Origin of the sequence: Spiribacter sp. 2438 (genome assembly GCF_009676705.1) — a bacterium.
In the GTDB taxonomy this organism is placed as follows: Bacteria; Pseudomonadota; Gammaproteobacteria; order Nitrococcales; family Nitrococcaceae; genus Spiribacter.
In genome coordinates this window covers 350,654-375,993 of sequence record NZ_CP046046.1, presented here as the reverse complement: position 1 = coordinate 375,993, position 25,340 = coordinate 350,654, and the positions used below count along the sequence as shown (strand labels likewise).

At 68.7% G+C, this 25,340-nt stretch carries 25 protein-coding genes, 1 tRNA gene and 1 pseudogene; 9 read left to right on the top strand and 18 right to left on the bottom strand.

Annotated features, from left to right (window positions below; translation table 11 throughout):
- The first annotated feature begins 4 nt into the window (after positions 1-4).
- Entirely contained in the window at positions 5-454 is a 450-nt protein-coding gene (locus GJ672_RS01890; RefSeq protein WP_154295621.1) for a universal stress protein, read from the top strand.
- Here the strand turns inward: GJ672_RS01890 and ampE are convergent, their stop codons facing one another.
- Positions 455-1,318 carry a regulatory signaling modulator protein AmpE gene (gene ampE / locus GJ672_RS01885; RefSeq protein ID WP_154295620.1) on the bottom strand — a complete coding sequence of 288 codons (864 nt, stop codon included), beginning with the start codon at positions 1,316-1,318 and terminating at the stop codon, positions 455-457. It abuts the gene before it with no gap.
- The gene (ampD, locus tag GJ672_RS01880) at positions 1,309-1,902 is read right to left on the bottom strand and encodes a 1,6-anhydro-N-acetylmuramyl-L-alanine amidase AmpD (RefSeq protein WP_154296979.1); all 594 of its coding nucleotides are present in this window, start codon (positions 1,900-1,902) and stop codon (positions 1,309-1,311) included. The genes ampE and ampD overlap by 10 nt, the downstream gene beginning before the upstream one ends.
- A gap of 46 nt (positions 1,903-1,948) precedes the next feature.
- Here ampD and GJ672_RS01875 point away from each other — a divergent pair, with 46 nt between their 5' ends.
- A complete protein-coding gene (locus tag GJ672_RS01875; protein ID WP_154295619.1) occupies positions 1,949-4,003 on the top strand; it encodes a thioredoxin domain-containing protein in 2,055 nt (684 codons plus the stop codon).
- Here the strand turns inward: GJ672_RS01875 and GJ672_RS01870 are convergent.
- Positions 4,000-5,550, bottom strand: a complete 1,551-nt coding sequence (locus GJ672_RS01870; RefSeq protein ID WP_154295618.1) for a deoxyribodipyrimidine photo-lyase — start codon at positions 5,548-5,550, stop codon at positions 4,000-4,002. The genes GJ672_RS01875 and GJ672_RS01870 overlap by 4 nt on opposite strands.
- Complete coding sequence (locus GJ672_RS01865) at positions 5,547-5,687, bottom strand: DUF2256 domain-containing protein (protein ID WP_154295617.1); 141 nt, start codon at positions 5,685-5,687, stop codon at positions 5,547-5,549. The genes GJ672_RS01870 and GJ672_RS01865 overlap by 4 nt, the downstream gene beginning before the upstream one ends.
- Positions 5,688-5,768: 81 nt before the next feature.
- Between GJ672_RS01865 and GJ672_RS01860 the strand changes: the two genes are divergently transcribed.
- The gene (locus GJ672_RS01860; RefSeq protein ID WP_154295616.1) at positions 5,769-7,253 is read left to right on the top strand and encodes a hypothetical protein; all 1,485 of its coding nucleotides are present in this window, start codon (positions 5,769-5,771) and stop codon (positions 7,251-7,253) included.
- On the opposite strand, the gene GJ672_RS01855 is transcribed toward GJ672_RS01860, so the two are convergent.
- A complete protein-coding gene (locus GJ672_RS01855) occupies positions 7,248-8,108 on the bottom strand; it encodes an NAD-dependent protein deacetylase (protein ID WP_229381920.1) in 861 nt (286 codons plus the stop codon). The two genes, GJ672_RS01860 and GJ672_RS01855, sit on opposite strands and share 6 nt — an antisense overlap.
- A gap of 192 nt (positions 8,109-8,300) precedes the next feature.
- Here GJ672_RS01855 and GJ672_RS01850 point away from each other — a divergent pair, with 192 nt between their 5' ends.
- Complete coding sequence (locus tag GJ672_RS01850) at positions 8,301-9,488, top strand: Bcr/CflA family multidrug efflux MFS transporter (protein WP_154295615.1); 1,188 nt, start codon at positions 8,301-8,303, stop codon at positions 9,486-9,488.
- A 38-nt stretch (positions 9,489-9,526) separates the two neighbouring features.
- Complete coding sequence (locus GJ672_RS01845) at positions 9,527-10,201, top strand: phospholipid-binding protein MlaC (RefSeq protein WP_154295614.1); 675 nt, start codon at positions 9,527-9,529, stop codon at positions 10,199-10,201.
- Between the two features lie 14 nt (positions 10,202-10,215).
- Here GJ672_RS01845 and GJ672_RS01840 read toward each other — a convergent pair whose 3' ends face one another.
- From GJ672_RS01840 to GJ672_RS01830, 3 genes are read right to left on the bottom strand one after another with little or no spacing between them, the layout of a single operon-like run.
- On the bottom strand, positions 10,216-11,367 hold the full coding sequence (locus tag GJ672_RS01840) for a lipocalin-like domain-containing protein (protein WP_154295613.1): 1,152 nt from the start codon (positions 11,365-11,367) through the stop codon (positions 10,216-10,218).
- Entirely contained in the window at positions 11,364-13,859 is a 2,496-nt protein-coding gene (locus tag GJ672_RS01835; RefSeq protein ID WP_154295612.1) for an ABC transporter permease, read from the bottom strand. Before GJ672_RS01835 ends, GJ672_RS01840 begins: the two co-directional genes overlap by 4 nt.
- Positions 13,856-14,530, bottom strand: a complete 675-nt coding sequence (locus tag GJ672_RS01830) for an ABC transporter ATP-binding protein (protein ID WP_154295611.1) — start codon at positions 14,528-14,530, stop codon at positions 13,856-13,858. Before GJ672_RS01830 ends, GJ672_RS01835 begins: the two co-directional genes overlap by 4 nt.
- Positions 14,531-14,622: 92 nt before the next feature.
- Between GJ672_RS01830 and GJ672_RS01825 the strand changes: the two genes are divergently transcribed.
- Both GJ672_RS01825 and msrA read left to right on the top strand, forming a co-directional pair.
- Positions 14,623-15,168 carry an NUDIX domain-containing protein gene (locus GJ672_RS01825; RefSeq protein ID WP_154295610.1) on the top strand — a complete coding sequence of 182 codons (546 nt, stop codon included), beginning with the start codon at positions 14,623-14,625 and terminating at the stop codon, positions 15,166-15,168.
- Positions 15,165-15,698 (top strand): peptide-methionine (S)-S-oxide reductase MsrA, encoded by a 534-nt coding sequence (gene msrA / locus GJ672_RS01820; protein ID WP_154295609.1) that lies wholly within the window; start codon positions 15,165-15,167, stop codon positions 15,696-15,698. Before GJ672_RS01825 ends, msrA begins: the two co-directional genes overlap by 4 nt.
- 22 nt (positions 15,699-15,720) lie before the next feature.
- Here msrA and GJ672_RS01815 read toward each other — a convergent pair whose 3' ends face one another.
- Entirely contained in the window at positions 15,721-16,017 is a 297-nt protein-coding gene (locus GJ672_RS01815) for a DUF2288 domain-containing protein (RefSeq protein WP_154295608.1), read from the bottom strand.
- 89 nt (positions 16,018-16,106) lie between these two features.
- Between GJ672_RS01815 and GJ672_RS01810 the strand changes: the two genes are divergently transcribed.
- Positions 16,107-17,012 carry a DMT family transporter gene (locus tag GJ672_RS01810; protein ID WP_154295607.1) on the top strand — a complete coding sequence of 302 codons (906 nt, stop codon included), beginning with the start codon at positions 16,107-16,109 and terminating at the stop codon, positions 17,010-17,012.
- 42 nt (positions 17,013-17,054) lie between these two features.
- Here GJ672_RS01810 and GJ672_RS01805 read toward each other — a convergent pair whose 3' ends face one another.
- The 6 genes from GJ672_RS01805 to GJ672_RS01780 form a co-directional block, all read right to left on the bottom strand.
- The gene (locus GJ672_RS01805) at positions 17,055-20,300 is read right to left on the bottom strand and encodes a DEAD/DEAH box helicase (protein ID WP_154295606.1); all 3,246 of its coding nucleotides are present in this window, start codon (positions 20,298-20,300) and stop codon (positions 17,055-17,057) included.
- An 84-nt stretch (positions 20,301-20,384) separates the two neighbouring features.
- Positions 20,385-20,630 carry a MoaD/ThiS family protein gene (locus GJ672_RS01800; RefSeq protein ID WP_154295605.1) on the bottom strand — a complete coding sequence of 82 codons (246 nt, stop codon included), beginning with the start codon at positions 20,628-20,630 and terminating at the stop codon, positions 20,385-20,387.
- Between the two features lie 46 nt (positions 20,631-20,676).
- Positions 20,677-20,750: transfer RNA gene (locus GJ672_RS01795), tRNA-Gln, on the bottom strand.
- Positions 20,751-20,759: 9 nt separating this feature from the next.
- Positions 20,760-21,152 carry a 30S ribosomal protein S9 gene (gene rpsI, locus GJ672_RS01790; RefSeq protein WP_154295604.1) on the bottom strand — a complete coding sequence of 131 codons (393 nt, stop codon included), beginning with the start codon at positions 21,150-21,152 and terminating at the stop codon, positions 20,760-20,762.
- Positions 21,153-21,170: 18 nt separating this feature from the next.
- Positions 21,171-21,599, bottom strand: a complete 429-nt coding sequence (rplM, locus tag GJ672_RS01785; protein WP_154295603.1) for a 50S ribosomal protein L13 — start codon at positions 21,597-21,599, stop codon at positions 21,171-21,173.
- 91 nt (positions 21,600-21,690) lie between these two features.
- Positions 21,691-22,107 carry an OsmC family protein gene (locus GJ672_RS01780; protein WP_154295602.1) on the bottom strand — a complete coding sequence of 139 codons (417 nt, stop codon included), beginning with the start codon at positions 22,105-22,107 and terminating at the stop codon, positions 21,691-21,693.
- 125 nt (positions 22,108-22,232) lie between these two features.
- On the opposite strand from GJ672_RS01780, the gene GJ672_RS01775 reads away from it, so the two are divergent.
- Entirely contained in the window at positions 22,233-22,871 is a 639-nt protein-coding gene (locus GJ672_RS01775) for a cyclic nucleotide-binding domain-containing protein (RefSeq protein ID WP_154295601.1), read from the top strand.
- A gap of 12 nt (positions 22,872-22,883) precedes the next feature.
- Here GJ672_RS01775 and trpC read toward each other — a convergent pair whose 3' ends face one another.
- The 3 genes and pseudogenes from trpC to GJ672_RS01760 all read right to left on the bottom strand — a co-directional run bounded on the left by trpC (position 22,884) and on the right by GJ672_RS01760 (position 25,328).
- Complete coding sequence (gene trpC, locus GJ672_RS01770; RefSeq protein ID WP_154295600.1) at positions 22,884-23,690, bottom strand: indole-3-glycerol phosphate synthase TrpC; 807 nt, start codon at positions 23,688-23,690, stop codon at positions 22,884-22,886.
- A pseudogene (trpD, locus tag GJ672_RS01765) lies at positions 23,687-24,714 on the bottom strand (anthranilate phosphoribosyltransferase). The gene trpC and the pseudogene trpD overlap by 4 nt, the downstream one beginning before the upstream one ends.
- Positions 24,715-24,734: 20 nt before the next feature.
- Positions 24,735-25,328: an aminodeoxychorismate/anthranilate synthase component II gene (locus GJ672_RS01760; protein ID WP_154295599.1), complete on the bottom strand. Its 594-nt coding sequence runs from the start codon at positions 25,326-25,328 to the stop codon at positions 24,735-24,737.
- Between the last annotated feature and the right edge of the window lie 12 nt (positions 25,329-25,340).

Here is a 25,340-nt window from a genome sequence, read left to right as displayed (position 1 = left end):
CGCCATGGCGGCATTCAATCGCATTCTGGTCCCGGTGGACGGCTCCAATGGGGCTCTCAAGGCGCTGGAAAAAACTCTGGAGATTCAGCGGATCACCCAGGCCGAGATCTACGTGCTGTGCGTGTTCAAGCACCACAGCCTGCGGGAGGCGTCCATCTCCATGGTGCGGCCCACCCGCCTGGATCTGCCGGAAAACGCCCTCAAGGAATACGCCACCGACATCGCCATGTCCGCCAAGGAGTATCTGCGGGATCACGGGGCACCCAAGGATCACCTGCGGGCCTTCGTCAAGGGTGGCCGGCCCGCCAGCACCATCGTGCAGTTCGCCCGCCAGCGGGACTGTGACCTGATCGTGGTGGGGGCTCAGGGGACCACTGGCGAGACCTCCGTGCTGCTGGGCAGCGTCGCTCAGCGGGTGGCGGGCTCCGCCCACTGCCCGGTGCTGGTGGTCTAGCTAGAGCAGGCCCAGCAACGTCGCCGCGGCGATCGCCGCCAGCCAGACGTACAGTCCCCGACGCAGCATCGCATGGGTGTCCCCCACCGCTTCACCGGTGAGGTCCCGCGGGCCGTCCGAGGGGGCCAGTCCCAGCGCCCCCAGCCCCGCCGAGGACAGCCGCTGCTGCTCGTCCTGATCCACCGTAGCTGCCCAGGCCTGGCGGGTGGCGTTGAAATGTCCCACCAGCGCGAGGGCCAGGGCCATCAACCGGTTGGGCAGCCAGTCCAGAATGGTGATCAGACGTGCGGAGCACTGACAGTAGCCGGGGCCGGTGTTGTCGTGGAAATCGCCGAAGGCCCGGGCCAGCACCACCAGCCGATAGCCGAAGGCCCCCACCGGCCCCAGCACCACGAACCAGAACACTGGTGCAAACCAGCGGGTTCGGGCGCGGATCACCAGATGTTCCGCGGCCAACTCGGGCATGACTTCCAGGGGCACCGGCTCCAGCGAGCTGCCGGCGATGGCCTCGAGGGCGCGCTGGGCCGCCGCCTCATCACCGCGGCGCCAGGCGCTGGTGAAGGCCGCCACTTCGGCCTCCAGGGTTTCACCGCCGCCAAAGGCAAACAGCAGCGCGATCACCCCCAGGGCCCCACCCACGAGGCCGAATAGCCAGCCGCCCGCCAGCCACTGTACCAACAGCACCAACAGCAGCGCGGGGATCACTACCGCGATCAGCCCGCCGGCATGGTTCCACAGCCCCAGGGGCAGCAGTCGCTGGCGCAGCCAGTCCGCCAGCCGGTTAAAGCCCCGGGCGCTGCGCCATCCCCCGGGAGAAAGCAGCCCGGTGAGAATGAAAGCAATCAGAATGGCGATCAGTTGCATGGCGGACCCGGTGGCGATTGGGTGATGGGGCAGCGAATGCCCAGACGGCGATGCAACCGCCCCCAGTCAAACAGCGGCCCGGGGTCGCTCTTGCGGCCCGGGGCGATGTGACAGTGCCCCACCACCCGGTCGTCTGCGATGCCGGGATAGGCCCGCTGCAGCACCGGGATGAGCTGTTCGAGCCGGTCGTACTGCGCTTCGGCGAATCGGGACCGGTCCGTCCCCTCCAGCTCAACCCCGATGGAGAAGTCGTTGCAGTCGCTGCGCCCCTCGAACCAGGACTGGCCGGCATGCCAGGCCCGCTGGCCGAAGGGCACGAACTGGGTCAGCTGGCCACGGCGGTCAATAAGCAGGTGAGCGGAGACCCTGAGCCCGTCCAGGGCCTGAAACCGCGAATCGTCCCGGGTGTTGAGACGGTTGGTGAATAGCGCCCGGATATAGCCGCCACCGTACTGGCCTTCCGGCAGACTGATCCCGTGAACCACTAGCAACTCCGGCTGCGCGCCGCCGGGGCGCGCATCGCAGTTGGGCGACGCCAGGTAGGTCGCGCTGTCCAGAAACCCGCTCGCCGGGTCTATCCGCATGTTGTCACCATGGTGGGCCTTTTCTGCCTGATGATAGCATTGCGCCATGCAACACGACGCCATCCAACGCAATCGCCTGGGCGAGGCCACCAGCCCCTATCTGCGCCAGCACGCGGACAACCCGGTGCACTGGCAGCCCTGGGACGAGACGGCCCTGCAGGCGGCGCGGGATCTGGACCGGCCGATCCTGCTCTCGGTGGGCTATTCCGCCTGCCACTGGTGTCACGTCATGGCCCATGAATCCTTCGATGATCCCGACATCGCGGCGCAGATGAACCGCGACTTCATCAACATCAAGGTGGACCGCGAGGAGCGCCCGGACCTGGATCGGATTTATCAAATGGCTCATCAGCTGCTGGCGGGCCGCGGCGGTGGCTGGCCGCTGACGGTGTTCCTGACGCCGGAGCAGTTGCCGTTTTTCACCGGCACCTATTTCCCCCGCCAGAGCCGCGCCGACATGCCCGGCTTTGATGAGGTGATGCAGCAGATCATCCAGGTCTGGCAGGAGCGGCGGGACGAAGTGGATGAGCAGAACCAGCGCCTCCAGCGGGTGCTCAACCGGGCGGCCGGTGCCGGTGGCTCGGCGCTGCCCACCGCCGACGCGCTGGAGTCGGCCCGGCTGCAGCTGGCCAGCCGCTTTGACGCCGCCTACGGGGGCTTTGGCAGCGCGCCCAAATTCCCCCAGGCCACCAGTCTCGAGCGGCTGCTGCGTCACTACGCCCGCGGCCAGCAGGCCGGCGAGGTGGACCGGGGCGCGCTGCACATGGCCTGCCACAGCCTGCGGCGCATGGCCCTGGGTGGCATTTACGACCAGATTGGTGGCGGCTTTGCCCGTTACTCAGTGGATGCCGAGTGGGGCATCCCTCACTTTGAGAAAATGCTCAGCGACAATGCCCTGCTGATCGGCGTGGCCACGGACGCTTACCGGGCCACCGGCGACCGGTTCTTCCGGCGTATCGCCCGGGAAACCGGTGAATGGGTGCTGCGGGAAATGACCCTGCCGGAAGGCGGCTTTGCCACCTCACTGGACGCCGACACCAGCGAGGGCGAGGGGGCGTTCTATCTGTGGACGCCGGACGCCATGCGCGAGGTGCTGGAGCCCGAGGAAGCGGAACTCGCCATCTACCGGCTGGGGCTGGATGAGGCGCCCAACTTCGAGGGCCGCTGGCTGCCCCAGGTCCACATGGCGTTCTCGGAACTGGCCAAGCGCCTGCAGACCCCCCGTGACACCCTGGTGGAGCGATGGAAAAGCGCCCAGGCCAAGTTGCGTGAAGCCCGCAGCCAGCGTGAGCGCCCGGCCCTCGACGACAAGGCGCTGACCGCCTGGAACGCCCTGATGATCGGCGGGCTGGCCCGGGCGGGGCGTTTCCTGGGGATCCCTGAATTTATTGATGCCGCCGAGACCGCCGAGCGCTTTGTGCGGGATCACTGCTGGCGGGACGGGCGACTGCTGGCCAGCTGGCGTGCCGGGCGGGCGAACCTGTCGGGCTATCTGGATGACCACGCCTTCATGCTCTCCGCGCTTATCGAGTTGCAGCAGGCCCGCTGGTCCGACGGTCGCGAGGAGTGGGCCCTGGCCCTGGGGGACGTCCTGCTGGAGCAGTTCGAGGACCCGGAGGACGGCGGCTTTTTCTTCACCGCGGCCGATCATGAGGCCCTGATTCAGCGGCCGCGCAGTTTTACCGATGATGCCCTGCCCGCCGGCAACGGCGTGGCGGCGCTAGCGCTCAACCGCCTGGGCCACTGGCTGGGCGACGCGCGTTATCGGCAGGCCGCCGAGCGGGCGGTGGTGGCCGGCGCCAACAGCATTCAGGAGGCCCCCGGCGCTCACTGCGCCCTGCTCAATGCCCTGGAGGAGATCCTCGAGCCGCCGGCGCTGGTGGTGTTGCGGCCGGACCCCGCCGATGAGGCCGGTGACCGGCCCTGGCGGGAAGTGGCCGAAGCGGGCTATCACCCGGGCCGGCTGGTGTTCACGCCGTCGGCGGGCACCGCGGTGGCCGCCGCCCCCGAGGGCGAAACCGGCGCCTGGGTCTGCCAGGGGCACACCTGCCGTCCGGTGGCCCGCACACCGGCGGAGCTCACCGACCGGCTCAGCGACTAGAGATCGAGACTGCCCTGGCGCGGATCGGTGCGACGCCGACGCGGCCGCGTCGGGCTGGGTGAGCGACTGGCGTGGCGCTGGCGCACCCGCGCCGACTCCCCACTCAGATCCCGACTGGCCCGATGGGCCTTGATCCGGGCCCGGGCAGCCCGGGCGGCCTGTTCGTGATCCACCACCGGCGCCGGATAATCCCGCTCCAGCCGGACCCCGTAGCGCCGCTGCAGCGACCCGGTCAGACGCCAGGGCTCATGGATCCAGTCGGCGGGCAGCGCCGCCAGCTCCGGGACCCAGCGACGGATGTAGTCCCCCCGGGGATCCTGATCCCGGGACTGCTTCACCGGGTTGTAGATGCGCAGGGTGTTGATGCCGGTGGTGCCGGACTGCATCTGGAACTGACAGTAATGAATGCCCGGCTCGTAGTCGGTGAACAGCCGCGCCAGCTGCTGGGCGGGCTCCCGCCAGTGCATCCACAGGTGATAGCTGGACACCGCCACCAGCATGGCGCGCATCCGAAAGTTGATCCAGCCCTCGTGGTGGAGCTGGCGCATGCAGGCGTCCACAAAGGGAATGCCGGTGCGACCCTCCACCCAGGCCGCCAGTCGCTCCGGGTCCACCTGATCCTCATCCCGCAGGCCGTCATAGCCGCGGTGCATGTTGCGCCACTCCAGCGCCTGCTCGTCCTCGAGTTTCTGCATGAAATGACAATGCCAGTGGAGCCGCGACTCGAAGGATTTCAGGGAACGGGCCCAGCGCGACCGGGGGGCCTCGGCCCGCACCGCCGCCCAGCGCCGCCGGTGGGTCTGAACGATTTCCCGCAGCGACAGGGTGCCGTAGGCAATGTGGGCGGACAGCCGTGAGCACACCCGGCGGGCGGAGGCGGGGCTCGACATGCCTTGGCGATAGGTCTCGCCCCGCTCGGCCAGAAAACTCGCCAGCAGGGCCTCCCCCTCGGGCCGGCCGCCGGGCTGGCGCCCGGGGCAGGGGCGCCGGTCATGCCCCAGGTGCTCGGGCAGCTGATCCGGGTCCCGCTGGGGCAGCGGGCAGGGGGTCGCCGGCTCGGCGGCGCGTGCCCCCGTGGGCCGGGGCACCGGCGCGGCTTTCATGCGGCGCTCCCAGTGGCCGGCCCACTGATCCCGATTGGCCAGGGGCCGCACCACCCCGAAGGCGGGGGTTTCCTCGAACCGCACGCCGGCCTGACGACACCAGGCGGCCACCCGGCGGTCCCGCTGGTAGGTCCAGTGGTTGCCGGTTTCCTGGTGGGCGTGAATGGTGTCGAAGCCCGCCCAGGCATGCAGGTGCTGGAACACCGCCGGCAGTTCGCCCTCCACCACCCGCAGGCGCAGCCCCAGCGCCTGCAGGTCAACCGCCAGGCTCTGCAGGCTCTCGCGAATGAATCCCCAGTGACGGGCCGCGGTGTCCGGCAGCTGCCAGTAGGCGGGCTCGATGACATACACACACAACACCGGCCCGGCGGCCGCGGCCCGGGCCAGTGGCGCGTGATCCGCCACCCGCAGATCCCGCTTGAACCAGACCAGCTGTGGGTTCACGACTCCGCCTGACGCCGATTGCGCCGGCAGCGCTCGGAACAGTAACGGACATTCTCCCAGTCCCGGGCCCACTTGCGCCGCCAGTTGAAGGGGCGCTCACAGACCGGGCAGATTTTGCTGGGTAGCGGCTTCGGCATTCAGTCCTCGACTCCGGTTCAGGCTCATCCGCCGCGGCTGCCTGGGGCGCCAGTTCGGCGGTGGCGGCTTACAATAGGGCAATGATCAGACTGACCTACGCCCTCACGGGCTCGCAACCCGGCGAGGAGGACCACTTTTTCGTGGACGCCCTGGACCCGGCGCGGTGGCGGCCCCTCAGCCAGGGCGACGACCCCGGAGGCTGGGACGCCCTGTGGACGGTCGGTATGCCGACGGCCGAGGCGTTCCAGCGGGTGCAGGACGGGCGCACGGTCAATCATATCCCGGGCAACGGCTGCGTAACCGTCAAATCCGCCCTCGCCGACACCCTCGGCGGGTTGGAGCAGCGACTGGCCGCGGCCCACGGTAGCGACAGTGACCCGGCCCGCCGGGCCCGCTTTCACCCCCGCACCTTTGTGATACCCCGGGACCGGGACGCCCTGCGCTTCGCCGCCGCCGGTGACCCGAGTCAGTTATGGCTGCAAAAACCCGAAAACAGTTCCCGGGGACGGGGAATTGCGCTGCTCTCCACGCCGGCAGCCGCCCCGGCCGAGCCCGGCTGGATCGTGCAGTCCTATCAGGCCCGGCCCCATCTGATCGATGGCCGCAAGTACGTGCTGCGCCTGTATGTGCTGATCCGCTCCGTGGAGCCGCTGCGGGTGTATCTCTATGGCGAGGGGTTCGCCAAGCTGGCGTCGCGGCCCTACACCCTGGAGTCACTGCACGACCCCTTCGTCCATCAGACCAACCCGGACATTAACGCCGGCAACCGGGCGGTGGACGATCCGGTGGTGTTCATCGAACTGGCGGACTATCGCCAACGCCTGCGGCGGGAGGGCCATGACCCGGAGGCGCTGTTCCACCGCTTGCGGGAGTTGATCACCATCACGATGCTGGCCGGCCGCGAGACCATGCGCCGGGATACCCTGGCCCGGGGCGCCGACCCCGGGGGCTGCTATGAGTTGCTGGGGCTGGACTGTCTGGTGGACACCGAGCTGCAACCCTGGCTGCTGGAGTGCAACCTCAACCCGTCCCTGGGGGTGTTCGCCGCGCCGGCGGACGGGGGCCGTCGCGAGGCGGCTATTAAACGCGCCATGGTCGAAGACCTGGTCAATCTGGTGGGCCTGAACGCCGATCCCGAAGCGGACGAAGTGGCGACGCTGCAACGGGAAGCCGCTGACGCCGGGGGGTTCGAGCGTCTCTACCCGGGCCCGGATCCGGCGGATCAGTGGCAGTTTCTGCCCTATCCCCGGCCCTCGGACGCCCGGGTGGTGGAGGCCCTGCAGGGCAGCGCGCCGCCACCGCCGCCCCTGCGGCCCTGGCGGGTGCGGGAGCAGATCGACGAGCAGGGCCTGCACCTTTATGACGAAACCCGTGAGCGCTGGCTGGCCCCCAACCCCACCGCCGCGCTGATCTGGCTGCATGCGGTGGAGGGACGGCCGCCGGCGGCCATTGCGGCACGCCTGCCCGGCGCCGAGGACCCAGCGGCGGTGACCGCTGCGGTTTGGGAGACCCTGGCCGACTGGGCACGGGACGGGCTGCTGATTCAGGCGCCGCCCGACTCATAGGGCGTCAAGCAGGGCCTCCAGCCCCTCGCTGCAGTCCGCACTGAGCCGGCCGCTGGCCTCTGCGTCGCCACGGGTCACCCCCAGGCCCAGCACATACACCGGCTGACCGGCCGCCGCGGCGGCCCGCACGAATCGGTAGCCCGACCACACCATGAGTGACGACCCCACCACCAGCAGGCCCCCGGCACCGGCCAGTCGCGCAAAGGCATCGTCCACCCGGGGTCGGGGCACGGTCTCGCCGAAGAACACCACCGCCGGCTTGAGCAGCCCGCCGCAGGCCTGGCAGGTGGGCACCACGAAATCCCCGTAGTCCACATCGGCGAGGTCCGCGTCACCATCGGGGGCCGTGGCCACCCGGGTGGCGGCCTCCGCCCAGCCGGGATTGGCGGCCTCCAGCTGGGCCTGATGGGCCTGTCGCGGGATGACGCGGCTGCAGTCCAGGCACTCCACCCGATCCAGACGGCCATGCAGATCCAGCACCTGGCGACTGCCGGCGGCCTGATGGAGACCATCCACATTCTGGGTGATCACCGGCCCCACCAGACCGGAGGCTTCCAGCTGCGCCAGCGCCCGGTGGGCGCGATTGGGCCGGGCCTCCGCCACGGTACGCCAGCCCACCAGGCTGCGGGCCCAGTAGCGCCGCCGGCCCCGCAGGCTGCCGGTGAACTCGGCGATCTGCATGGGCGGCGAGCGCTTCCAGGCCCCCTGGTGATCCCGGTAGTCGGGAATCCCGGAGCGGGTGGACACGCCGGCGCCGGTAATCACCGCCACCGGCGCCAGCGGGCGCAGCGCCGCTGCCAGGGCGTTGGCGGTCATGGCCGGTGCGGGTTCGGGCAAAGGGCGGGGCGTTGCCAAGGCAGTTGGACTCCCGTGACCAGATGATGGATGGAACCCCTCATCCCCCCACAAACCGGGCAGCGGGTCAAGCCATTTGCCCGGGCCAATCCGGGTTACCATGGCGGGTTATCAGTGCCCCGCATTCAGCCATCACCGCTGGGAGAAACTTTGTTTAACGCTGCGCGCCGAGTCCGCCCGGAAGGGACCCTCATGATCATCATGCTGGGGGCCATCACGGCTTTTGCGCCACTCTCCATCGATCTCTACCTGCCCGGCCTGCCGGCCATGGCCCGCGACTTCGGCACCAGCCCCGGGGTGCTGCAGCAGAGTCTGACCCTGTTTTTTGTGGGGCTGGCCACCGGCCAGCTGCTGTACGGCCCGCTGGCGGATCGATACGGGCGGTTGCGTCCACTGATCGCCGGGACGCTGGTCTATCTGACCGCCACCCTCATCTGCGCGCTGGCAGTGCGGCTGGATGTGCTCCTGGCCGGCCGTCTGCTGCAGGGGCTGGGCGCCGCTGCCGGCCCGGTGATCGCCCGGGCCATGGTGCGGGACATCCACGCCGGACGACGGGCGGCCCAGGTGATGTCCTACGTCATTCTGGTGATGACCCTGGCGCCGCTGATCGCGCCGATGATCGGCGGCTGGCTGACCGTGGCCCTCGGCTGGCGGGCAAACTTCTGGGCCCTGGCCGGGTTCGGGTTGTCCTGCCTGGCCATGATGATCCTGGCGGTGCCGGAAACCCACGGGCCGGCGCGCCGGGGGCAGGCCCCCCTGAGACAGCTTTTCGCCAGTTATGGTCCGGTGGTCCGCGACCCGCGGGTGCTGGCCTATCTGGGCGCCGGCGGCATGGCGTTTGCGGCCCTGTTCGCCTATGTGGCGGGCAGCCCGTTTGTCTACACCCAGGTGTTCGGGGTCAGCGAGGCCCACTTCGGTTACTTCTTTGCCCTCAATGTGGTGGGGCTGCTGATTGGCAACCTGCTGAACGGCCAGCTGGTGATGCGGTTCGGCCATCGGCGCATGCTCACCGCCGGGGTGGTCATCATGGTCAGCGCCAGCCTGGTGCTGCTGGGCATGGCGCTGGCGGGCATCGATGATCAGTGGATCATCACCCCGGCGCTGTTCATCGCCCTGGGCACCGTGGGCGTCATCGCCGCCAACACCGTGGCCGGCGTGCTGGACCGGCATCCGGACCGGGCCGGATCCGCCTCGGCGCTGTTCGGCGTCGCCCAGTTCGGCCTGGGCGCCATCAGCGCCATCATCGTGGGGCTGATGGACTTCGATCCGCTGCTGGCCATGGCCCTGGTGATGGCGCTGGCGGCCCTGGCGGCCAGTGCCTGCGTGGCGCTGATCTGGTGGCAGATTCGGAGCGCCAACGGGCGTATTCTTACCAGCTGAACGGTCAAAGATCGGTCACGTTTCAACGGGAGCAACCCATGCTGCGACTCGCAACCCTTGCCCTCGCCACCCTGCTGGTGGCCCTGCCGATGGCGCCGCCCATCGCCGCCGCCGATGAAACCGAGGCCGCCGAGGCGGTGGTGGACCGGGTGGTCACCCAGGCACTGGAGGCGCTGATCGAGCAGCGCGAAGCCCTGCAGGATGATGACGATGCCGCCCGGGCATTTTTTGAGGAGCATGTGCGTCCCTGGATGGACTTCGAGCTGATGACCCGCTTTGCCATGGGTCGGGAGGCCCGGCAGGCCAGTGAGGAGCAGCTGAGCCGCTTCGGGGCCGCGCTGGAGCGCCGCGTGGCCAATCTCTACATCCAGGCCCTTCAGGGCTACCTGGAGGACACGGTGGAGTTTGCCCGTGAGGGGGAAGTGGTGCTGCGCACGGTCTCCCAGGATGACCGGCGCGCGGTCATTGCCGCCCGGCTGCGGGGCGCCGCGGCCGATGACCTGGCGCTGCGCATACAGCTGCACTACCGCGAGGACACTTGGCGGGTGTTCGACATCGAAACCAGCGGCGTCAGCCTGTTGCTGGTGTTTCGGGATGCGGTTCGGGATGCCGCCGGTGGCGAGGGCGTGGACGCCATGATCGCCGCCCTGGAAGAAGGCCGGGTGGATGTAGAGGACACCTGGGAGGCGGAGACGGAAGCGACCGACAACTAGGCGCGGTCCGCCAATCAGTAGCCGGTCATCTCCAGATAGCCCACCCCGGTGTCGCTGCCACGCACACTGACGGATCCTTCCCAGTAGCGCACCGTGGTGGGCATTTCCTGGGCGTCCACCCGGGCGGTGACGGTGAGATCCAGATCGGCGTCTGGCACCTGCACCGACCATTCCACCGGGTAGCGGGAACCGGTCTGTGGGCTTTGCCAGTGCCGCTGGGGCGTCAGGTTGAAATCATCCACGCCCAGCACCTCGCTGTTGCCGTCCGGATCCACCAGCAGGCCCTTGGAGTGGGGGTCGACGCTGCCGTCGTCGCGACGGATGCGATAGACCACCAGGTCGCGGCCATCGTCGAGCTGCAGGGCAAACCAGTCCCAGCCCTGCTGGCCGGCGTCCAGTGCGCTGGTGCTCCATTCCCGGTCCAGCCAGGCAGAACCACTCACCTCGGCGTTGCGGTCATCAAAGCGGAGCTCACCGTCGGCGGTGAGGCGGGTGAACGCGTAATAGCGTGAGGCGTTGCCCGGCTCGGCGCCCTTGCGGCTGTAGCCCTGATCGCCATGCAGCACATGCCCCTTGAGATCGTCCAGGCGCAGGTCGATGGCGATGCCCTGGTCCGGCTCACTGGCCCGCAGCCGCAGCGGGAACAGGTGCTCCGGGTCTTCGCTGAGGGCCTCCCAGTCATCCAGCCAGATGCGCACCGGGCGGACGGTAGCGCCGGCAAGCCCCAGGGCCCCGCGCTGATAGCGCTCCCGGGCGCGGTGCTCACCGGCCTCGATGTCGGTGACGGCGAAATGGCCCATCCAGGCCTGGCGCGTGGTCCAGTCGGAGGCCTTGTCCGGATCCTCCGGGGCCAGGGCCGAGCGGAACAGGGTGAGCTGAAACCCGTAATCCCGGCCATCCTCGGCGGTGACATTGCCCACGAAGTACCACCACTCGGTGCGATAGTCCGGATGGGCGCCGTGGTCCTCGGGGAAGACCAGGGGCACCGGGCCGGTGACCCGGGCGTACTCATCGTCATCGGCGCTGGGGCCCATGGACTCGGCCAGGTTCTCGGGGCTGGCCACCGGCGGGTCACCCAGGCCGCCAAAGCGCAGCCAGCCGATCACCACCGCCGCCAGCAGCAGTCCGCCCAGGGCCATTAACGTGGGTTCGAAACGTCGCATCATTCCCCCTTCAGGCCACGGGCGATGGGCTCCCGGCCCGCCCGCCAGGCCGGATACACCGCCGCCAGCAGCGCCGCCAGCACCGCCAGGGCCACTCCTTCCAGCAGGGGCATTCCCTGCAGCTCGAAGCCCATGGTCCAGCCGAACGCCCGACGGTTGATCACGAACACCAACAGACCCGCCAGGGTCAGGCCCAGCGGGATCGCCCAGAGCCCGGCGGCCAGTCCGAGCAGACCGCTCTGCCCGCCGACCACGGCGCCCATGCCGCCCCGCCCCAGGCCCATGGCCCGCAGCACGGCGAACTCCCGCCGCCGGTCAAGGTGCAGCGCCATGAGCGCACTGACCACGCCGACGAAGGCCACCAGAGCGGCCAGCCAGCGGAGCACTTCGGTAATGGCGAAGGTGCGATCGAAAATCCGCAGGGACTCATCGAAAATGGCCGCGTTGTCGATCACCTGGGCCCCCGGCACATCGGCCACGGCGGCCTCCAGATCCCGTTGCAGGCTCGCCGAGGGGCTGGCCGCCGGGTCCACGTGGACGCCGATCCCGGAGAGACGATCGTCATCGTAGAGGGCCTGATAAAGGCTGCGGCGCATCAGCAGCGTGCCCATGGGTGATCCATAGTCGCGATACACACCGGCCACCTCCAGGTCGGCGGTCCCGTCCGGGAGCGGCAGTTCGACCCGATCTCCCGGTCCCAGGGCCAGCCGCGCCGCCAGGGGTTCGCTGAGCAGCACGGCCCGCTCCTCGGCCAGGGCCTGCAGGGCGTCGGCGGGGTCGCCCTGGCGCACGTCAATGGCCGGCTGCTGGTCCGCCGGCAATTCCAGCGCCCAGACATCCAGTGGGCCCTCGGCGGTGAGCAGCTCCTGGAACCGGGAGCGCGACACCCAGGCCACGTCGGCCGGTGCCGCCAGCCGGTCCGCCACCGCATCATCCAGCGCCGCCTGGGCGGTGACGTAATAATCGGCGTCCAGCGACCCCTCCAGCCAGTCAATGACGCTTTCGCGGAAGCTCTCGATCATCACCGAGACACCAATCACCGCGGCCACGGCCACACTCAGGGCGGCCACCGCCACGCCGGTGCGGCTCAGCGAGGTGACCGCGCCCTCCACCACCAGTCCGCCGATGGGACGACCGCGCACCAGCGGCCGGAGCGCCGTGCCGGCCAGGGTGGTGAACAGCGGCGCCAGAAAGGCGGCGCCGAGGATGATGGCGAACAGGCCGGCAAAACCGGGAACCAGCCCCTGGGTGAACCCGATCAGGGCGGCGCCCAGTAGCAGGGCACCGCCCCCTGCCAGCGCCGTGAATCCGGACAGCCGGCGGGCCCGCTGCTCCAGGTCGGCCCGGGACAGGGCTGCCCGGGGCGGAATGGCGGCGGCCTCGCGGGCCGGCGCCGCCGCCGCGACCAGGGCCCCGCCCAACCCCACCAGCACCCCGGCGAGCAGGGACAGTGGCGACGGGTTCAGGGTGCCGGCGGCCTGCGCAAAATAAACGTCGGTAATGGTCTGCAGCACCAGCCCCACCAGACCATGGGCCAGCGCGAACCCCAGCGCCAGGCCGATGGCCGTGCCGAGCGCGCCGATCAGCACCGCATCCATGAGCATCAGCCGGATGATTTCGTGACGCTGCACCCCCATGGACCGCAGCACCCCGATGGTGGAGCGCCGCCGCACCGCCAGAAACGACAGGGTGTTGAACACCAGAAAGGCCCCCACCACCACGGCCAGCAGTGAGAGTGCCGTGAGATTGATCTGAAAGGCGCGGGTGATCTGGAAAACGGCATTGGCGCTGGCTGCGGCGGGCACCACCCGACCGCCGTCACCGATGGCCCGGGCAATGGCATCCGCTTGGCGCTCATCGGCAATCAGATCGATGCGGTCCAGCTCGCCGCCCCGGCCCAGCAGCGACTGGGCCGTGGAGATGTCCGCCAGCAACAGCCCCCGGGCGGCCTCGCCCTCGGTCTCGAGCACCGTGATCACGTCCACCCGAACCTCGGTGCCGTCGATCCGCAGCGCCAGCTCATCGCCAGCGCTCACCCCGAGCCGCTCGGCCTCCGCCGACCCCAGCGCCACGCTGCGCTCGCCAAGCAGGAGGTCGTTAAAGGCATCCCCCAGTCCGCCCTCACCGCCCAGCGGCCGCTGGAACGGGCCCTCGGCGAAGGCGTCCAGGCCCAGCAGGGTCAGCGACCGGGTGGGGCCGTCCGCCACGGTGACGCCGCCCTGCACCACCGGTGCAGCCCGCTCAAACCCGATCTCGGTACGAATGCGGGTGTAGACCGATTCATCGAGCCCGTCGGGGCCACCCACCACCTGGTGGGTGGCGACGCCGGTGACGGACTCGAAGGACACCCGCAGCGCCTCGCGGGCGGAGTGGTTGGCCATGTCCACGGCCACCACCACCGCCACGGCGATGGCCACCCCCAGCACCGCCAGACCGGTTTGCAGGGGGTGGCGGCGCAGATCGCTGCGCCCGATGCGACCCAGCAATGGGCTCACGCCGCGGCTCCGGCGTCCACCAGACGGCCGTCGCGAATGGTCAGCAGCTGATCCGCCAGGCCCACCACCTCCCGGGCATGGGTGGCCATGATCAGGGTGCGACCAGACTCGCGACAGAGCCCGTCCAATAGGGCAATGACCCGCTCGGCGTTGTCCAGATCCAGGTTGCCGGTGGGCTCGTCGGCAAAAATGAATTCCGGGCCATGGATCAGTGCCCGGGCAATGGCCACCCGCTGCTGCTCACCACCGGAGAGCTGATCCGGCCAGGCTTCCTGCCGGCCGTCGAGACCCACCCGATCCAGCCACTCCGCCACCCGGTTGTCCTCGGGCAGGCCGTTCAGGCTCAGGGGCAGCCGCAGGTTGTCGGCCACACTCAGGGTCGGGATCAAGTTATACGACTGAAAAATGAACCCCATGCGCGCCCGGCGTAGTTCGGTGATCCGCCGGTCATTGAGGGTGGCCATGTCCACGTCGCCGATGCGCACGGTGCCGCGGCTGGGCAGGTCCAGCCCCCCCAGCAGGTTGAGCAGGGTGGATTTGCCGGAGCCGCTGCGGCCCACCACCACCACGAACTCGCCGCCGCGGATCTGCCCGGAGACATCGTCGAGCACCCGGCGCTGGGGTGTGTCGCCGTACCAGCGGGTCAGGGCGTCAAAAACGATATCGGCCATGGCGGATCCTCGATGGTTGGGGGATGAGCAAGCGGATGGGCGGCCCGGCTCTGTTATCCTCAAGACACACATTCTTACGGGAGATTCCCGCCATGAACCAGCCCGAGCAGGCCGATAACGCCGGCCCCCGCGTCTACAAGGTGCCCCAGGGAGACGACCGGGAGCGACTGACCTGTCCGGACTGCGGATTTGTCGAGTACGAAAACCCGCGCATCGTGGTGGGCACGGTGGCCCGGGCGGAGGATGAGCGCATCCTGCTGTGCCGGCGGGCCATCCCGCCTCGCATAGGCTACTGGACCATCCCCGCCGGGTACATGGAGCTGAACGAGACCGCCGAGGAAGGTGCCCTGCGGGAGTCCTGGGAGGAAGCCCGGGCGCGGCTGAAACTCAATGGGCTGCTGGCGATCTACAGCATTGCGCGCATCCATCAGGTGCAGCTCATTTATCGGGCGCTGCTCACCGACCCCGCGGTCTCGGCGGGCCCGGAATCCCAGGAGGTGGCGCTGTTTCATTACGACGAGCTGCCCTGGGACGAGCTGGCCTTTCCCACGGTGCAGTGGGCGCTACAGCACGATCACCGGGCCCACCTGGAAGGCATGGGCAAGGCGTTTGCCAATCCGGAAGGAGAACTTCTATGACCACAGCGACCCTGGGCGGCGGTTGTTTCTGGTGCCTGGAGGCGGTTTTCCAGCGCCTGGCCGGCGTGCACTCGGTGACCTCCGGCTACGCCGGGGGCCATACCCCCGACCCCGATTACCGCAGCGTCTGCAGCGGCCGGACCGGCCACGCCGAGGTGGTGCAGATCGAGTACGACCCGGCGGTGATGGATTACGAGACTCTGCTGGCGGTGTTCTTCACCATCCACGATCCCACCACGCCCAACCGCCAAGGCGCCGACGTGGGCCCGCAGTATCGCTCCATCATTCTCTGGGAGAACGAAGACCAGCGGGACACCGCCAACGCGGTGATCCAGCGGCTGACCCGGGAGAGCGCCTTTCCGAACCCCATCGTCACCGAGGTGGCGCCCCTGGAGCGGTTCTATCCCGCCGAGGCCCACCATCAGGACTATTATCTCGAGAACGCACCCATGCCCTACTGCCAGATGGTCATTGAGCCCAAGCTGAAAAAGGCCGGCGAGCGCTTCTCGACCCTGATGCGCGACGCCTGATCGCCGCTCCGGGGGGCGCGGTTCAGGCGGGCTCCTGCACCAGCACCCAGGGGGCCGCGACCACCGCCCAGAGTTCGGGGTCCCGCCGGTGCCAGTCCCGGGCATCCTCGGTGCCGGCCCGCCACACCCGCCGGGCATTCATCCAGTCCATGACCGTGGCCTCATCATCCCGGACGAAGGCCGCCGCCACCGCCACCAGGTCCAGATCCGGCGTCACCCGCACCACCACGCCGCGGGCAAAATGCCGCTCGAGTTCATGCCAGCGGATGCGGCCGGTTTCGGTGTTGAGTCGGGTTTCCAGGGGAATCTCATCGCTCATGCCGAAAAGATACCAGCGTCCCGGGCCGCTGCCGATGGGGGCGGGCCGCCAATCGACGAATCGATGCCTACGGGTTAGTCTTCGCCGCCATGAGCGCCCGGGACTGGTTTTTGCTGATCGCGCTGTCCACTGTCTGGGGCGGTTCGTTCTTTTTTTTCGAAGTGGCCCTGCAGAGCCTGCCGCCGTTTACCGTGGTGCTGGGGCGGGTCAGCCTGGCGGCGGCGGCCCTGCTGCTGATTGCCTGGGCCCGGGGGGCGAGCCTGCCTTTCTCGGCGGCCATTGCCCGCCGCTACCTGGTGCTGGGTGCCATCAGCAATGCCCTGCCCTTTTCATTCATTGTCTGGGGACAGACCCAGATCCCCAGCGGCCTGGCGTCGATCATTAACGCCATGACCCCCATCTGGGCGGTGCTGGTGGGTCTTATGATCCGCAGCGACGAGGGGCTGACCCCGGGCCGGGCGCTGGGGGTGCTGCTGGGGTTTGCCGGGGTGGCGATCCTGATGGGGCCGGATCTGCTGCGGCAGCTCGACCCTTACAGCCTGGGACAGCTGTCGGTGCTGGGGGCCACCATTTGCTATGGCTTTGCGGTGCACTACGGCCGGCGTTTTGGCGACACGCCGCCGCTGGTGAATGCCGCCTACATGCTGACGGCGGCCACGGTCTGGCTGGTCCCGGTGGCGGCCATTGCCGAGCAGCCCTGGACGCTGTCGCCGGGCCTGTCGGGGTGGTCGGCCCTGCTGGCGCTGTCGCTGCTGTGCACGGCGTTCGCCTACCTGCTCTACTTTCGGATTCTGGCCTCCGCCGGCGCCACCAACATGTCGCTGGTGACCTTCATCGCGCCGGTGTCGGCCATCACCCTGGGGACGGTGTTCCTGGGGGAGCGCCTGGGACCCACCGCTTTCACCGGCATGGGGGTGTTGTTTGCGGGGCTGGCCATTATTGATGGACGCCTGACCCGCTGGATCAACGGCGGGCTGAAACGGTCCCGGCGCTGACCGGACGTCGGCGGCCGTGGACTCGGGCAAGGACCGGGCGGATCAGGCGCCGTCGCCACTGGCGTCATCCAGCGGCGCGAACAGCCGGCTGACGGCGTCCGGATCCAGCGGGGTCACGGCGGGGGCGGCCCCATCCCCCAGCAGCCGCTCCCCCAACTCGGCCTTGTCCCGCTGCAGGGCCATGATCCGATCCTCAACGGTGTCCCGGGTCAGCAGGTGATAGACGAACACCGGCTGATCCTGACCGATGCGATGGGCCCGATCGGTGGCCTGCCGGGTCACCGCCGGGTTCCACCAGGGGTCGTAATGAATCACGGTATCCGCGGCGGTGAGATTGAGGCCGGTGCCGCCAGCCTTGAGGCTGACCAGAAACAGGGGCACCTCGCCGTTCTGGAATCGGTTCACCTGGGCTTCGCGATCCCGGGTTTCGCCGGTGAGCTTGGCCCAGCAATGGCCGCGTTCCGCCAGGGCCGTTTCGATGAGCCGCAGCATGCGGGTGAACTGGGAGAACACCAGCACCCGGCGACCGGCCTGCATCAGGTCATCCACCAGCTCCATGAGCAGGTCCAGCTTGGCGGACTCATGGGCATCCGCCGGGGCGTTGTCCACCAGCCGCGGATCACAGCAGGCCTCGCGCAGCTTGAGCAGGGCTTCGAGCACCAGCATCCGGGCCCGGGAGCCGGTCTGCTCCGCCAGGGCCTGGCGCACCCGGGCATGCTGACCCAGACGCAGCTGTTCGTAGAGGGTCCGCTGCCCGCCCGCCAGCTCGGCGTATAGCGACATCTCGGTTTTGGGGGGCAGATCGGCGGCGATGGCCTGCTTGGTCCGCCGCAACAGGAACGGCGCGACCCGCTCCCGCAGGGTGGCGAGTCGTCCCTCATCGCCGTCCTGCTCAATGGGACGGCGGTACAGGCGTTTGAACACCGAGGCATTGCCGAGCAGGCCCGGGGCGACAAAGTCGAACTGGGACCAGAGCTCGCCCAGGTGGTTCTCCAGGGGCGTACCGGTGAGGCTGAGCCGTTGATGGGCCTCCAGGGTGCGCACCGCCCGGGCGGCCTGGGCGCGGGGGTTCTTCACGGCCTGGGCCTCGTCCAGCACCAGCAGATGCCAGGCCTGGTTGTGGAGCCGTTCCACGTCCCGAACCAGCAGGCTGTAGGTGGTGAGCACCAGGTCATGGTCATCGAAGCGCGGATTCTGCTGGTGGCGGTCCGGGCCGTGCCACCGCAGCACTCGCAGGCCCGGGGCGAACCGGGCCGCCTCCCGGGCCCAGTTGAACATCAGACTGGTGGGCACCACCACCAGACTGGGGCCCCGACAGCGGCCGGCCTCTTTGTCCAGCAGCAGATGGGCCAGCACCTGCAGGGTCTTGCCGAGACCCATGTCGTCGGCCAGCACGCCGCCCAGGCCCAGGCGACCGAGGTGCTGCAGCCAGGCCAGACCCTGGCGCTGATAGGGCCGCAACTCGCCCCGCAGTCCGGTGGGGGTGGGCGCATCACCGGCGCTGTCGATGGCGGCAATATCCCGCCCCAAACGACGCAGCTCGCTATCCCCCTGCCAGTGCAGGGCGGCGGGCTGATCGGCCTCCAGTTGTTCCAGAACACCGGCACGGCCCAGCGGCATGGGCAGGCGGCCGTGATCCAGCCGCAGCGCCGGGTCATACAGCTCGGTGAGTCCCCGCAGCAGGGGCACCAGGCGGCTGGCCGGCACCGGCACCAGGCGGCCGTCCCCCAGGTCGATCAGCAGGCTGGCCGCCGGATCGATGGCGTCGAGATGCCGGGGCGACATGGCCTCGGGGTTATCCCGAATCAGCGCCAGCAGCAGCGGCAGCAGGGCGTGCCGCTCACCGTCCACCTCGACGGAGACGTCCAGACTGAACCAGCCGGGTCGCTGGGACTCCCGCCGGACGTCGGCCTCCCAGAGATCGGCGTCGGCCAGCCGCCAGGGAAAGCAGGACTCGGTGTGGACGTGCCAGCCCTCGTCCTGCAGGGCGGGCACGGCGCTGGCGATAAAACGCCGCCAGTCGCCGGTGTGGGCGGGCGCGAAGCGGTCATCGGCCATGCAGCCGGCGGGAACCAGGCCGGCGGCCTCGAGGCGTTCCCGGGCACGGCTCTCCTCCCGCGGATGCCGGCGGTATTCGCAGATGGCGCCGCCGTGGTAGACCGCCAGGCTCTTTTTCGGATCACCGGCGCTGACGGTGTGGCCGGCATAGTCGAAACTGAATTCGGCGATGGGCTCGCCGGCATCCACCCGGCTGCTCCGGCCCGGGTCGGCGAGCCGGGTCAGACGCAACCGCGGCACCGGGCGGATGTCGTCAAAGCGACGGCGACGGGGCGCCTTGGGACAGGGCAGCGGCAGCTTCTGCTGGCTCAGCGCCCGGGCGGTGGCTTCGACATCACCGGCCTCAATCACCGGCGCGGCCAGGGCCCGCTCCACCATGGGCGTCGCCAGGCCGGTGTCCAGGGGGCCGAAGCGGCCACTGGATGGCTCCAGCCAGACCGGTGGCTGACCGGCAAAGCTCAGCTTGTGCCCATCATCCGCCGCCGGCCGCAACTGCTGGCTGCCGTCGTTTCGGACCTGCCAGCGGAATCCGCCGGCGGCGGGCCCGTCCGCGGTCAGTGGCGGCGTGTCGGGGGTCTGCCAGTGGGCGCGTCCGGTGCGCGCCATGGCCTCCAGCAGAAACAGCAGGTCCTCCGGCGCGATGGCTGATCCGGCTTCGGGGAGCAACCGCAGCAGCCGACGATCGTCGGCGGTCAGCAGCTCGGCCGGCGCCCGACGCAGCCCCTGAAAAGGGTTGAGCCGGCCGTATCCGCCGCTGCGCTTGATCCGTCCCCGGCGGGGCGTGACCAGCAGGCCCCCGCTGCCGTCGTCTTCCAGGAGGTAAACCACCACCTCGCGCCGGGATGATGGAGCCGCGTCCCGGGCGGATTGCAGTTCACTGAGCCACTGATGCACCGCCGGGTTGGTGCTGCTGGCCCCCTCGGTGGTCCGTCGGCCCAGATAGAACAGCAGGGCCGCCACCGCATGACAGCAGGCGCCACCCTCGGGACAACCACAGTGGGTCGTCATCGGCCGGGGGGATGGCAACGGATGGATGCGACAGTCCACCGAGTAAACGTGGCGGCGGTCCGCCTGCACCCGAGCGAAAAACCCCTGCCCGCCCGGGCTGCAGTCCAGCACGGCCTGGTCCTTGAGAAGGCGCTCTCCGTCCTGCAGCGCTTCCCGGGAGAACGCCGACCAGAGCGCGCCCTCGCCGTGCGCCTCAATCCATTGCTCAAGCGGTTCGCTCAACAGGTGTGCTCCGGTGCCAACCACAGTCAACACTCAAGCATACCGGTTTCAGGGAAAGGGCGCCTGCAACCGGCGCCAAAGACTTCAGCCGCCGCTGACCGGTGGCAGCAGGACCAGTGTTTCCCCGGCGGCCAGTGTATCGGCTCGGGAGCGGACATCCTCGCCCACCGCGCAGGCCACCCGGGGCAGGTGGAGTTCCAGGGCGGGGTAGTCCGCCAACAGCGCCTCGAGAATCCGGGCAACCGTCGCCGGGGGTGTGACATTGACGCTGACCTGGCTGGCGCCGGTCACTTCGCGAAGCACACCGAAGAGTTCAACTGGCTGACTCATGGCACATCCATCCATAAAAAACCCCGCCGGAGCGGGGTTCGGTTGATGGCTGGGGGACCAGGATTCGAACCTGGGTTGACGGAGTCAGAGTCCGCAGTCCTACCGCTAGACGATCCCCCAATAAACCCGTTAGCGCTTCGAGAACTGGGTCGCCCGACGCGCCTTGTGCAGACCGATCTTCTTGCGCTCCACCATGCGGGCATCGCGGGTCACATATCCGGCCTTGCGCAGGCTGGGCTTCAGGTCTTCATCGTAATTGATCAGGGCCCGGGTAATGCCGTGCCGAATCGCGCCGGCCTGGCCACTGGAGCCGCCGCCTTCAACGCTCACCCGAATGTCCACCTTACCGACGGTGTCGGTGAGCTCCAGGGGCTGGCGGACCACCATGCGGGCGGTCTCGCGGCCGAAATACTCATCGAGGGGCTTGCCGTTGACGACGATGTTGCCGTTGCCGGGCCGCATGTGCACTCGGGCCGCCGAGGTCTTGCGCCGGCCGGTGCCGTAATACTGTTCCACTGCCATCGGTTACTGCGCTCCGGATCAGACTTCCAGCGCCTGGGGCTGCTGGGCGTGGTGGTTGTGGTCGCCGCCGGCGTAAACCTTGAGCTTCTTGATCATCTGCCGACCCAGGCGATTCTTGGGCAGCATGCCCTTCACGGCCAGTTCGATGGCCCGCTCCGGATGCTCGACGATCAGCTTCTCGAAGGTCGTGGACTTCATGTTGCCCACGTAGCCGGTGAAGCGGTGATAGGTTTTCTGCTCGGCCTTGCGCCCGGTGACTGCCACCTGACCGGCGTTGATGACGACGATGTAATCGCCGGTATCGACGTGGGGGGTGAACTGGGGCTTGTGCTTGCCACGCAGCCTGAATGCGATTTCCGAGGCGAGCCGCCCGAGGGTCTTGCCCGAGGCATCCACCACGTACCAGTCACGTTGCACGTCCGCCTGTCTGGCGCTGTATGTCTTCATGGGTAACCGTTCTCCGAAGCCGGCGCTTCCGAATTAAGATCGCGCATCCTACACAAAGCGCCGATACCAGACAAGGCTGCCGGCGGGATAATCATTCGGTCAGGGTCTCGTGGCTGTGGGTCACCTCGCAGGCCTTCGCCAGCATCAGCGACGCCGAACAGTATTTTTCCGCCGACAGCTGCACGGCCCGGGCGACGGCGCTGTCCTTGAGCGCCTCGCCGGTGACCCGGAAATGCAGATGGATCCGGGTGAACACCTTGGGCGGGGTCTCGGCGCGCTCGGCTTCGACCTCGACTTCGCAGCCGCTGACCGGATGCCGGCCGCGCTGAAGGATGTGCACTACATCCACCGCCGAGCAACTGCCCAAGCTCTCCAGCATCAGCTCCATGGGCCGCGGACCCCGCTCCCGCCCCCCCAGATCCGGCGGACCGTCCACCGTCTGTCGGTGACCACTGCCGCTCTCCACCTCAAAGGCCATGGCGTCAAGCCAGCGAACATGGGCTTTCATGGGCGACTCCCGTGTTTGTGCTCCCCCATATGGGGGGTGCGCATTTGAGTGAACTCGGTCTAAGTTTTTCCGGGCCCGTGATTGGCTCGGGCAATAACCCGTCTACTGTACACAGGGAGGTCAAAATGTCACCGGAGACGGTTTGGTTTTTTCGCCAGCCCGCCATCGTGCGGCTACTTGATCACGCCCGGCGTTGTCGCTACGCCGCGGGCTCGACCCTGATCCACCGGGACAGCCCCGGTGACCGGCTGTACCTGGTCATTCGGGGATCAGTCAGCGTCATTCAGGATGACGAGGACGGGCGGGAGCTGGTGATGGATTATCTCAACCCCGGGGATTTCATCGGCGAAATGGGGCTGTTCGCTGAAGACAGGATCCGCAGCGCCTGGATCCGGACCCGGACACCCTGCGAGCTGGCCGAGATCCAGTATTCACGCTTTGAGCAGCTGACCCGGGACGACCCCGCCGTGCTGATGCCGGTGGTCACCCAGATTACCCGGCGGTTGCGCCAGACCAGTCGCCGTTATCGGGACCTGGCCTTCGAGGACGTTCGTCAGCGGGTGGAGACGGTGCTGCAGGAGTTGGCCGAGCAGCCGGATGCCATGACCCACCCGGACGGCATGCTGCTGAAAACCACCCGCATCGAACTGGGACGGCTGGTGGGCTGTTCCCGGGAAATGGTCGGGCGGGTGCTGCGGGATCTCGAAGCCAGCCGCCGCATCTCCACCCACGGCCGTCGGATCGTGTTACGCGCCGACGCCTGACCGCGGCCGGGTTCAGCCGAAGAGTTCGGCCAGCTGCTGGCCGGGCTCTTCGGCCCGCATGAAGGCCTCGCCCACCAGAAAGGCATGGACACCGTGCTCGCGGAGATAGGCCACCTCCTCGGCGGTGTGAATGCCGCTTTCCGAGACCAGTCGCACCCCGTCCGGAACCCGGGCGGCCAGCCGGGTGGTGGTGTCGATGTCGGTTTCAAAGGTTCGCAGATCGCGGTTGTTGATGCCGATGAGCGGCGCCTCAAGCGCCAGTGCCCGGTCCATTTCGGCGGCGTCGTGGACCTCCACCAGCACATCCATGCCGAGCTTTACGGCCAGGGCGTGCAGCTCAGCGAGCTGGGCGTCGCTCAGCGCCGCCACGATCAGTAGCACGCAGTCCGCCCCCAGTGCCCGGGCCTCATGAATCTGGAAAGGGTCGAAAATGAAGTCCTTGCGGATCACCGGCAGCCCCGAGGCGGCCCGGGCCATCTGCAGGTGCTCATCGGCACCCAGGAAAAAATCCTCCTCGGTGAGCACCGACAGGCAGGCGGCGCCCCCCGCTGCATAGCTTCGGCCGATGGCCTCCGGGTCGAACGCCTCGCGCAGTACGCCCTTGCTGGGCGAGGCCTTCTTGACCTCGGCGATGACCGCCGAGTGCCCCGCGGCGATGCGCGCTTCCAGGGCCTGTCGAAAACCCCGGGGCGCCGGCGCGGACCGCACCCGCTCGACAAAGGCCGCGGTTCCCAGTTGTTCGCTGCGCTGGGCGACGGTCTCTGCCTTGCGATCGAGAATCCGTCGCAGAATGTCGGGGGTGTCCACTGGCACGCTCATACCGCCTCCGCCAGCCGCCGGGTGGTCTCGATGTAGTGATCCATGCGCTCCCGGGCCGCGCCGCTTTTCAGCAGATCCCGGGCCCGGGCGACGGCGTTGCCGAGGGCGTCCTCAAGACCGGCGAGATGAATGGCGGCGCCGGCATTGAGCGCCAGCAGATCGCTGGCCGGACCGGGCATGCCGTCAAAAATGGCCCGAATGACTTCCAGGCTCTGCTCGGCAGAATCCACCCGCAGGCCTTCCAGCGACGCACTCTGCAGGCCGAAGTCCTCGGGCCGGATGCGATACTCGCGAATGCCATGGTCGCTGAGCTCGGCCACCCGGGTGGGGGCTTCGATGCTGATCTCGTCCAGCCCGTCCTCGGAGTGCACCACCATGACCCGGCGGCTACCGAGGCTTTGCAGGACGTCGGCCAGCGGCCGCACCCACTCGTCGGCGTACACGCCCAGCAACTGATTGGGCGCGCCGGCCGGGTTGGTCAGCGGGCCCAGCAGGTTGAACACGGTTCGCACGCCCATCTCGCGTCGTGGACCGATGGCATGACGCATGGCCTGATGGTGCTGGGGCGCAAAAATGAACCCCACGCCGACTTCGTGAATGCACTGAGCCACCGCTTCGGGGCTCAGATCAAGCCGGGCGCCGGCCTTTTCCAGCAGGTCGGCGCTGCCGGAGGCGCTGGAGACCGAACGGTTGCCGTGCTTGGCTACCCGCCCCCGGCGGCGGCGACCACAAAGGCGGCCGCCGTGGAGACGTTGAAGGTGCCCCGGGCATCGCCCCCGGTGCCGCAGGTGTCCACAAGATGGGGGGTATCCACCTCCACCCGGGTGGCCAGCTCCCGCATCACCCGGGCAGCAGCGGCAATTTCCGTCACCGTTTCGCCTTTCATGGCCAGCCCCACCAGGAACCCGCCCACCTGGGCCGGCGTCGCCTCGCCGGTCATGATCCGACGCATGACCCGGGTCATGTCGGCGTCGCCCAGATCTTCGCGGTTCATGACCGCTCGTATCGCCCCCTGCATCTCCACTGGCTGTCTCCCTGGGATGGTCAGGCCGCGGCCGCCGGCCGCGACAGAAAGTTGGCCAACAGGTCGTGGCCGTCTCGGGTCAGAATCGACTCGGGATGGAACTGCACGCCCTCCACATCCAGCTCACGGTGGCGGACACCCATAATCTCCTCGAGGCCGCCATCCTCCAGCGTGGTCCAGGCGGTGGTCTCCAGGCATGCCGGCAGCGTCCCCGGGTCCAGCACCAGGGAGTGGTAACGGGTGGCTTCCATGGGCTGCGGCAGGCCCGCGAACACCCCCCCATCGTGGTGATGGACCCAGGACGTCTTGCCATGCATGACGGACTTGGCGTGGACCACGTCGCCACCGAAGGCCTGGCCGATGGCCTGATGGCCCAGGCAGACCCCGAGCAGCGGAATCCGTCCGGCAAAGCGCTCCACCACCGCCAGGGAAATGCCCGCTTCATTGGGGGTGCAGGGCCCGGGGGAGAGCACGATGCGCTCCGGCGCCATGCGCTCGATATCGTCAAGGCCGATGGCGTCGTTGCGGTGAACCGCCACCTCGGCCCCCAACTCCCCCAGGTACTGGACCAGGTTGTAAGTGAAGGAATCGTAGTTGTCGATCATGAGCAGCATTGTGTCTGCCTC

Bases quoted from the DNA above. Each gene is read 5' to 3' on its own strand.
- GJ672_RS01890 (WP_154295621.1), top strand. From the start codon at position 5: ATGGCGGCATTCAATCGCATTCTGGTCCCGGTGGACGGCTCCAATGGG.
- ampE (WP_154295620.1), bottom strand. From the start codon at position 1,318: ATGCAACTGATCGCCATTCTGATTGCTTTCATTCTCACCGGGCTGCTT.
- ampD (WP_154296979.1), bottom strand. From the start codon at position 1,902: ATGCGGATAGACCCGGCGAGCGGGTTTCTGGACAGCGCGACCTACCTG.
- GJ672_RS01875 (WP_154295619.1), top strand. From the start codon at position 1,949: ATGCAACACGACGCCATCCAACGCAATCGCCTGGGCGAGGCCACCAGC.
- GJ672_RS01865 (WP_154295617.1), bottom strand. From the start codon at position 5,687: ATGCCGAAGCCGCTACCCAGCAAAATCTGCCCGGTCTGTGAGCGCCCC.
- GJ672_RS01860 (WP_154295616.1), top strand. From the start codon at position 5,769: ATGATCAGACTGACCTACGCCCTCACGGGCTCGCAACCCGGCGAGGAG.
- GJ672_RS01850 (WP_154295615.1), top strand. From the start codon at position 8,301: ATGATCATCATGCTGGGGGCCATCACGGCTTTTGCGCCACTCTCCATC.
- GJ672_RS01845 (WP_154295614.1), top strand. From the start codon at position 9,527: ATGCTGCGACTCGCAACCCTTGCCCTCGCCACCCTGCTGGTGGCCCTG.
- GJ672_RS01840 (WP_154295613.1), bottom strand. From the start codon at position 11,367: ATGATGCGACGTTTCGAACCCACGTTAATGGCCCTGGGCGGACTGCTG.
- GJ672_RS01830 (WP_154295611.1), bottom strand. From the start codon at position 14,530: ATGGCCGATATCGTTTTTGACGCCCTGACCCGCTGGTACGGCGACACA.
- GJ672_RS01825 (WP_154295610.1), top strand. From the start codon at position 14,623: ATGAACCAGCCCGAGCAGGCCGATAACGCCGGCCCCCGCGTCTACAAG.
- msrA (WP_154295609.1), top strand. From the start codon at position 15,165: ATGACCACAGCGACCCTGGGCGGCGGTTGTTTCTGGTGCCTGGAGGCG.
- GJ672_RS01815 (WP_154295608.1), bottom strand. From the start codon at position 16,017: ATGAGCGATGAGATTCCCCTGGAAACCCGACTCAACACCGAAACCGGC.
- GJ672_RS01810 (WP_154295607.1), top strand. From the start codon at position 16,107: ATGAGCGCCCGGGACTGGTTTTTGCTGATCGCGCTGTCCACTGTCTGG.
- GJ672_RS01800 (WP_154295605.1), bottom strand. From the start codon at position 20,630: ATGAGTCAGCCAGTTGAACTCTTCGGTGTGCTTCGCGAAGTGACCGGC.
- rpsI (WP_154295604.1), bottom strand. From the start codon at position 21,152: ATGGCAGTGGAACAGTATTACGGCACCGGCCGGCGCAAGACCTCGGCG.
- rplM (WP_154295603.1), bottom strand. From the start codon at position 21,599: ATGAAGACATACAGCGCCAGACAGGCGGACGTGCAACGTGACTGGTAC.
- GJ672_RS01780 (WP_154295602.1), bottom strand. From the start codon at position 22,107: ATGAAAGCCCATGTTCGCTGGCTTGACGCCATGGCCTTTGAGGTGGAG.
- GJ672_RS01775 (WP_154295601.1), top strand. From the start codon at position 22,233: ATGTCACCGGAGACGGTTTGGTTTTTTCGCCAGCCCGCCATCGTGCGG.
- trpC (WP_154295600.1), bottom strand. From the start codon at position 23,690: ATGAGCGTGCCAGTGGACACCCCCGACATTCTGCGACGGATTCTCGAT.
- GJ672_RS01760 (WP_154295599.1), bottom strand. From the start codon at position 25,328: ATGCTGCTCATGATCGACAACTACGATTCCTTCACTTACAACCTGGTC.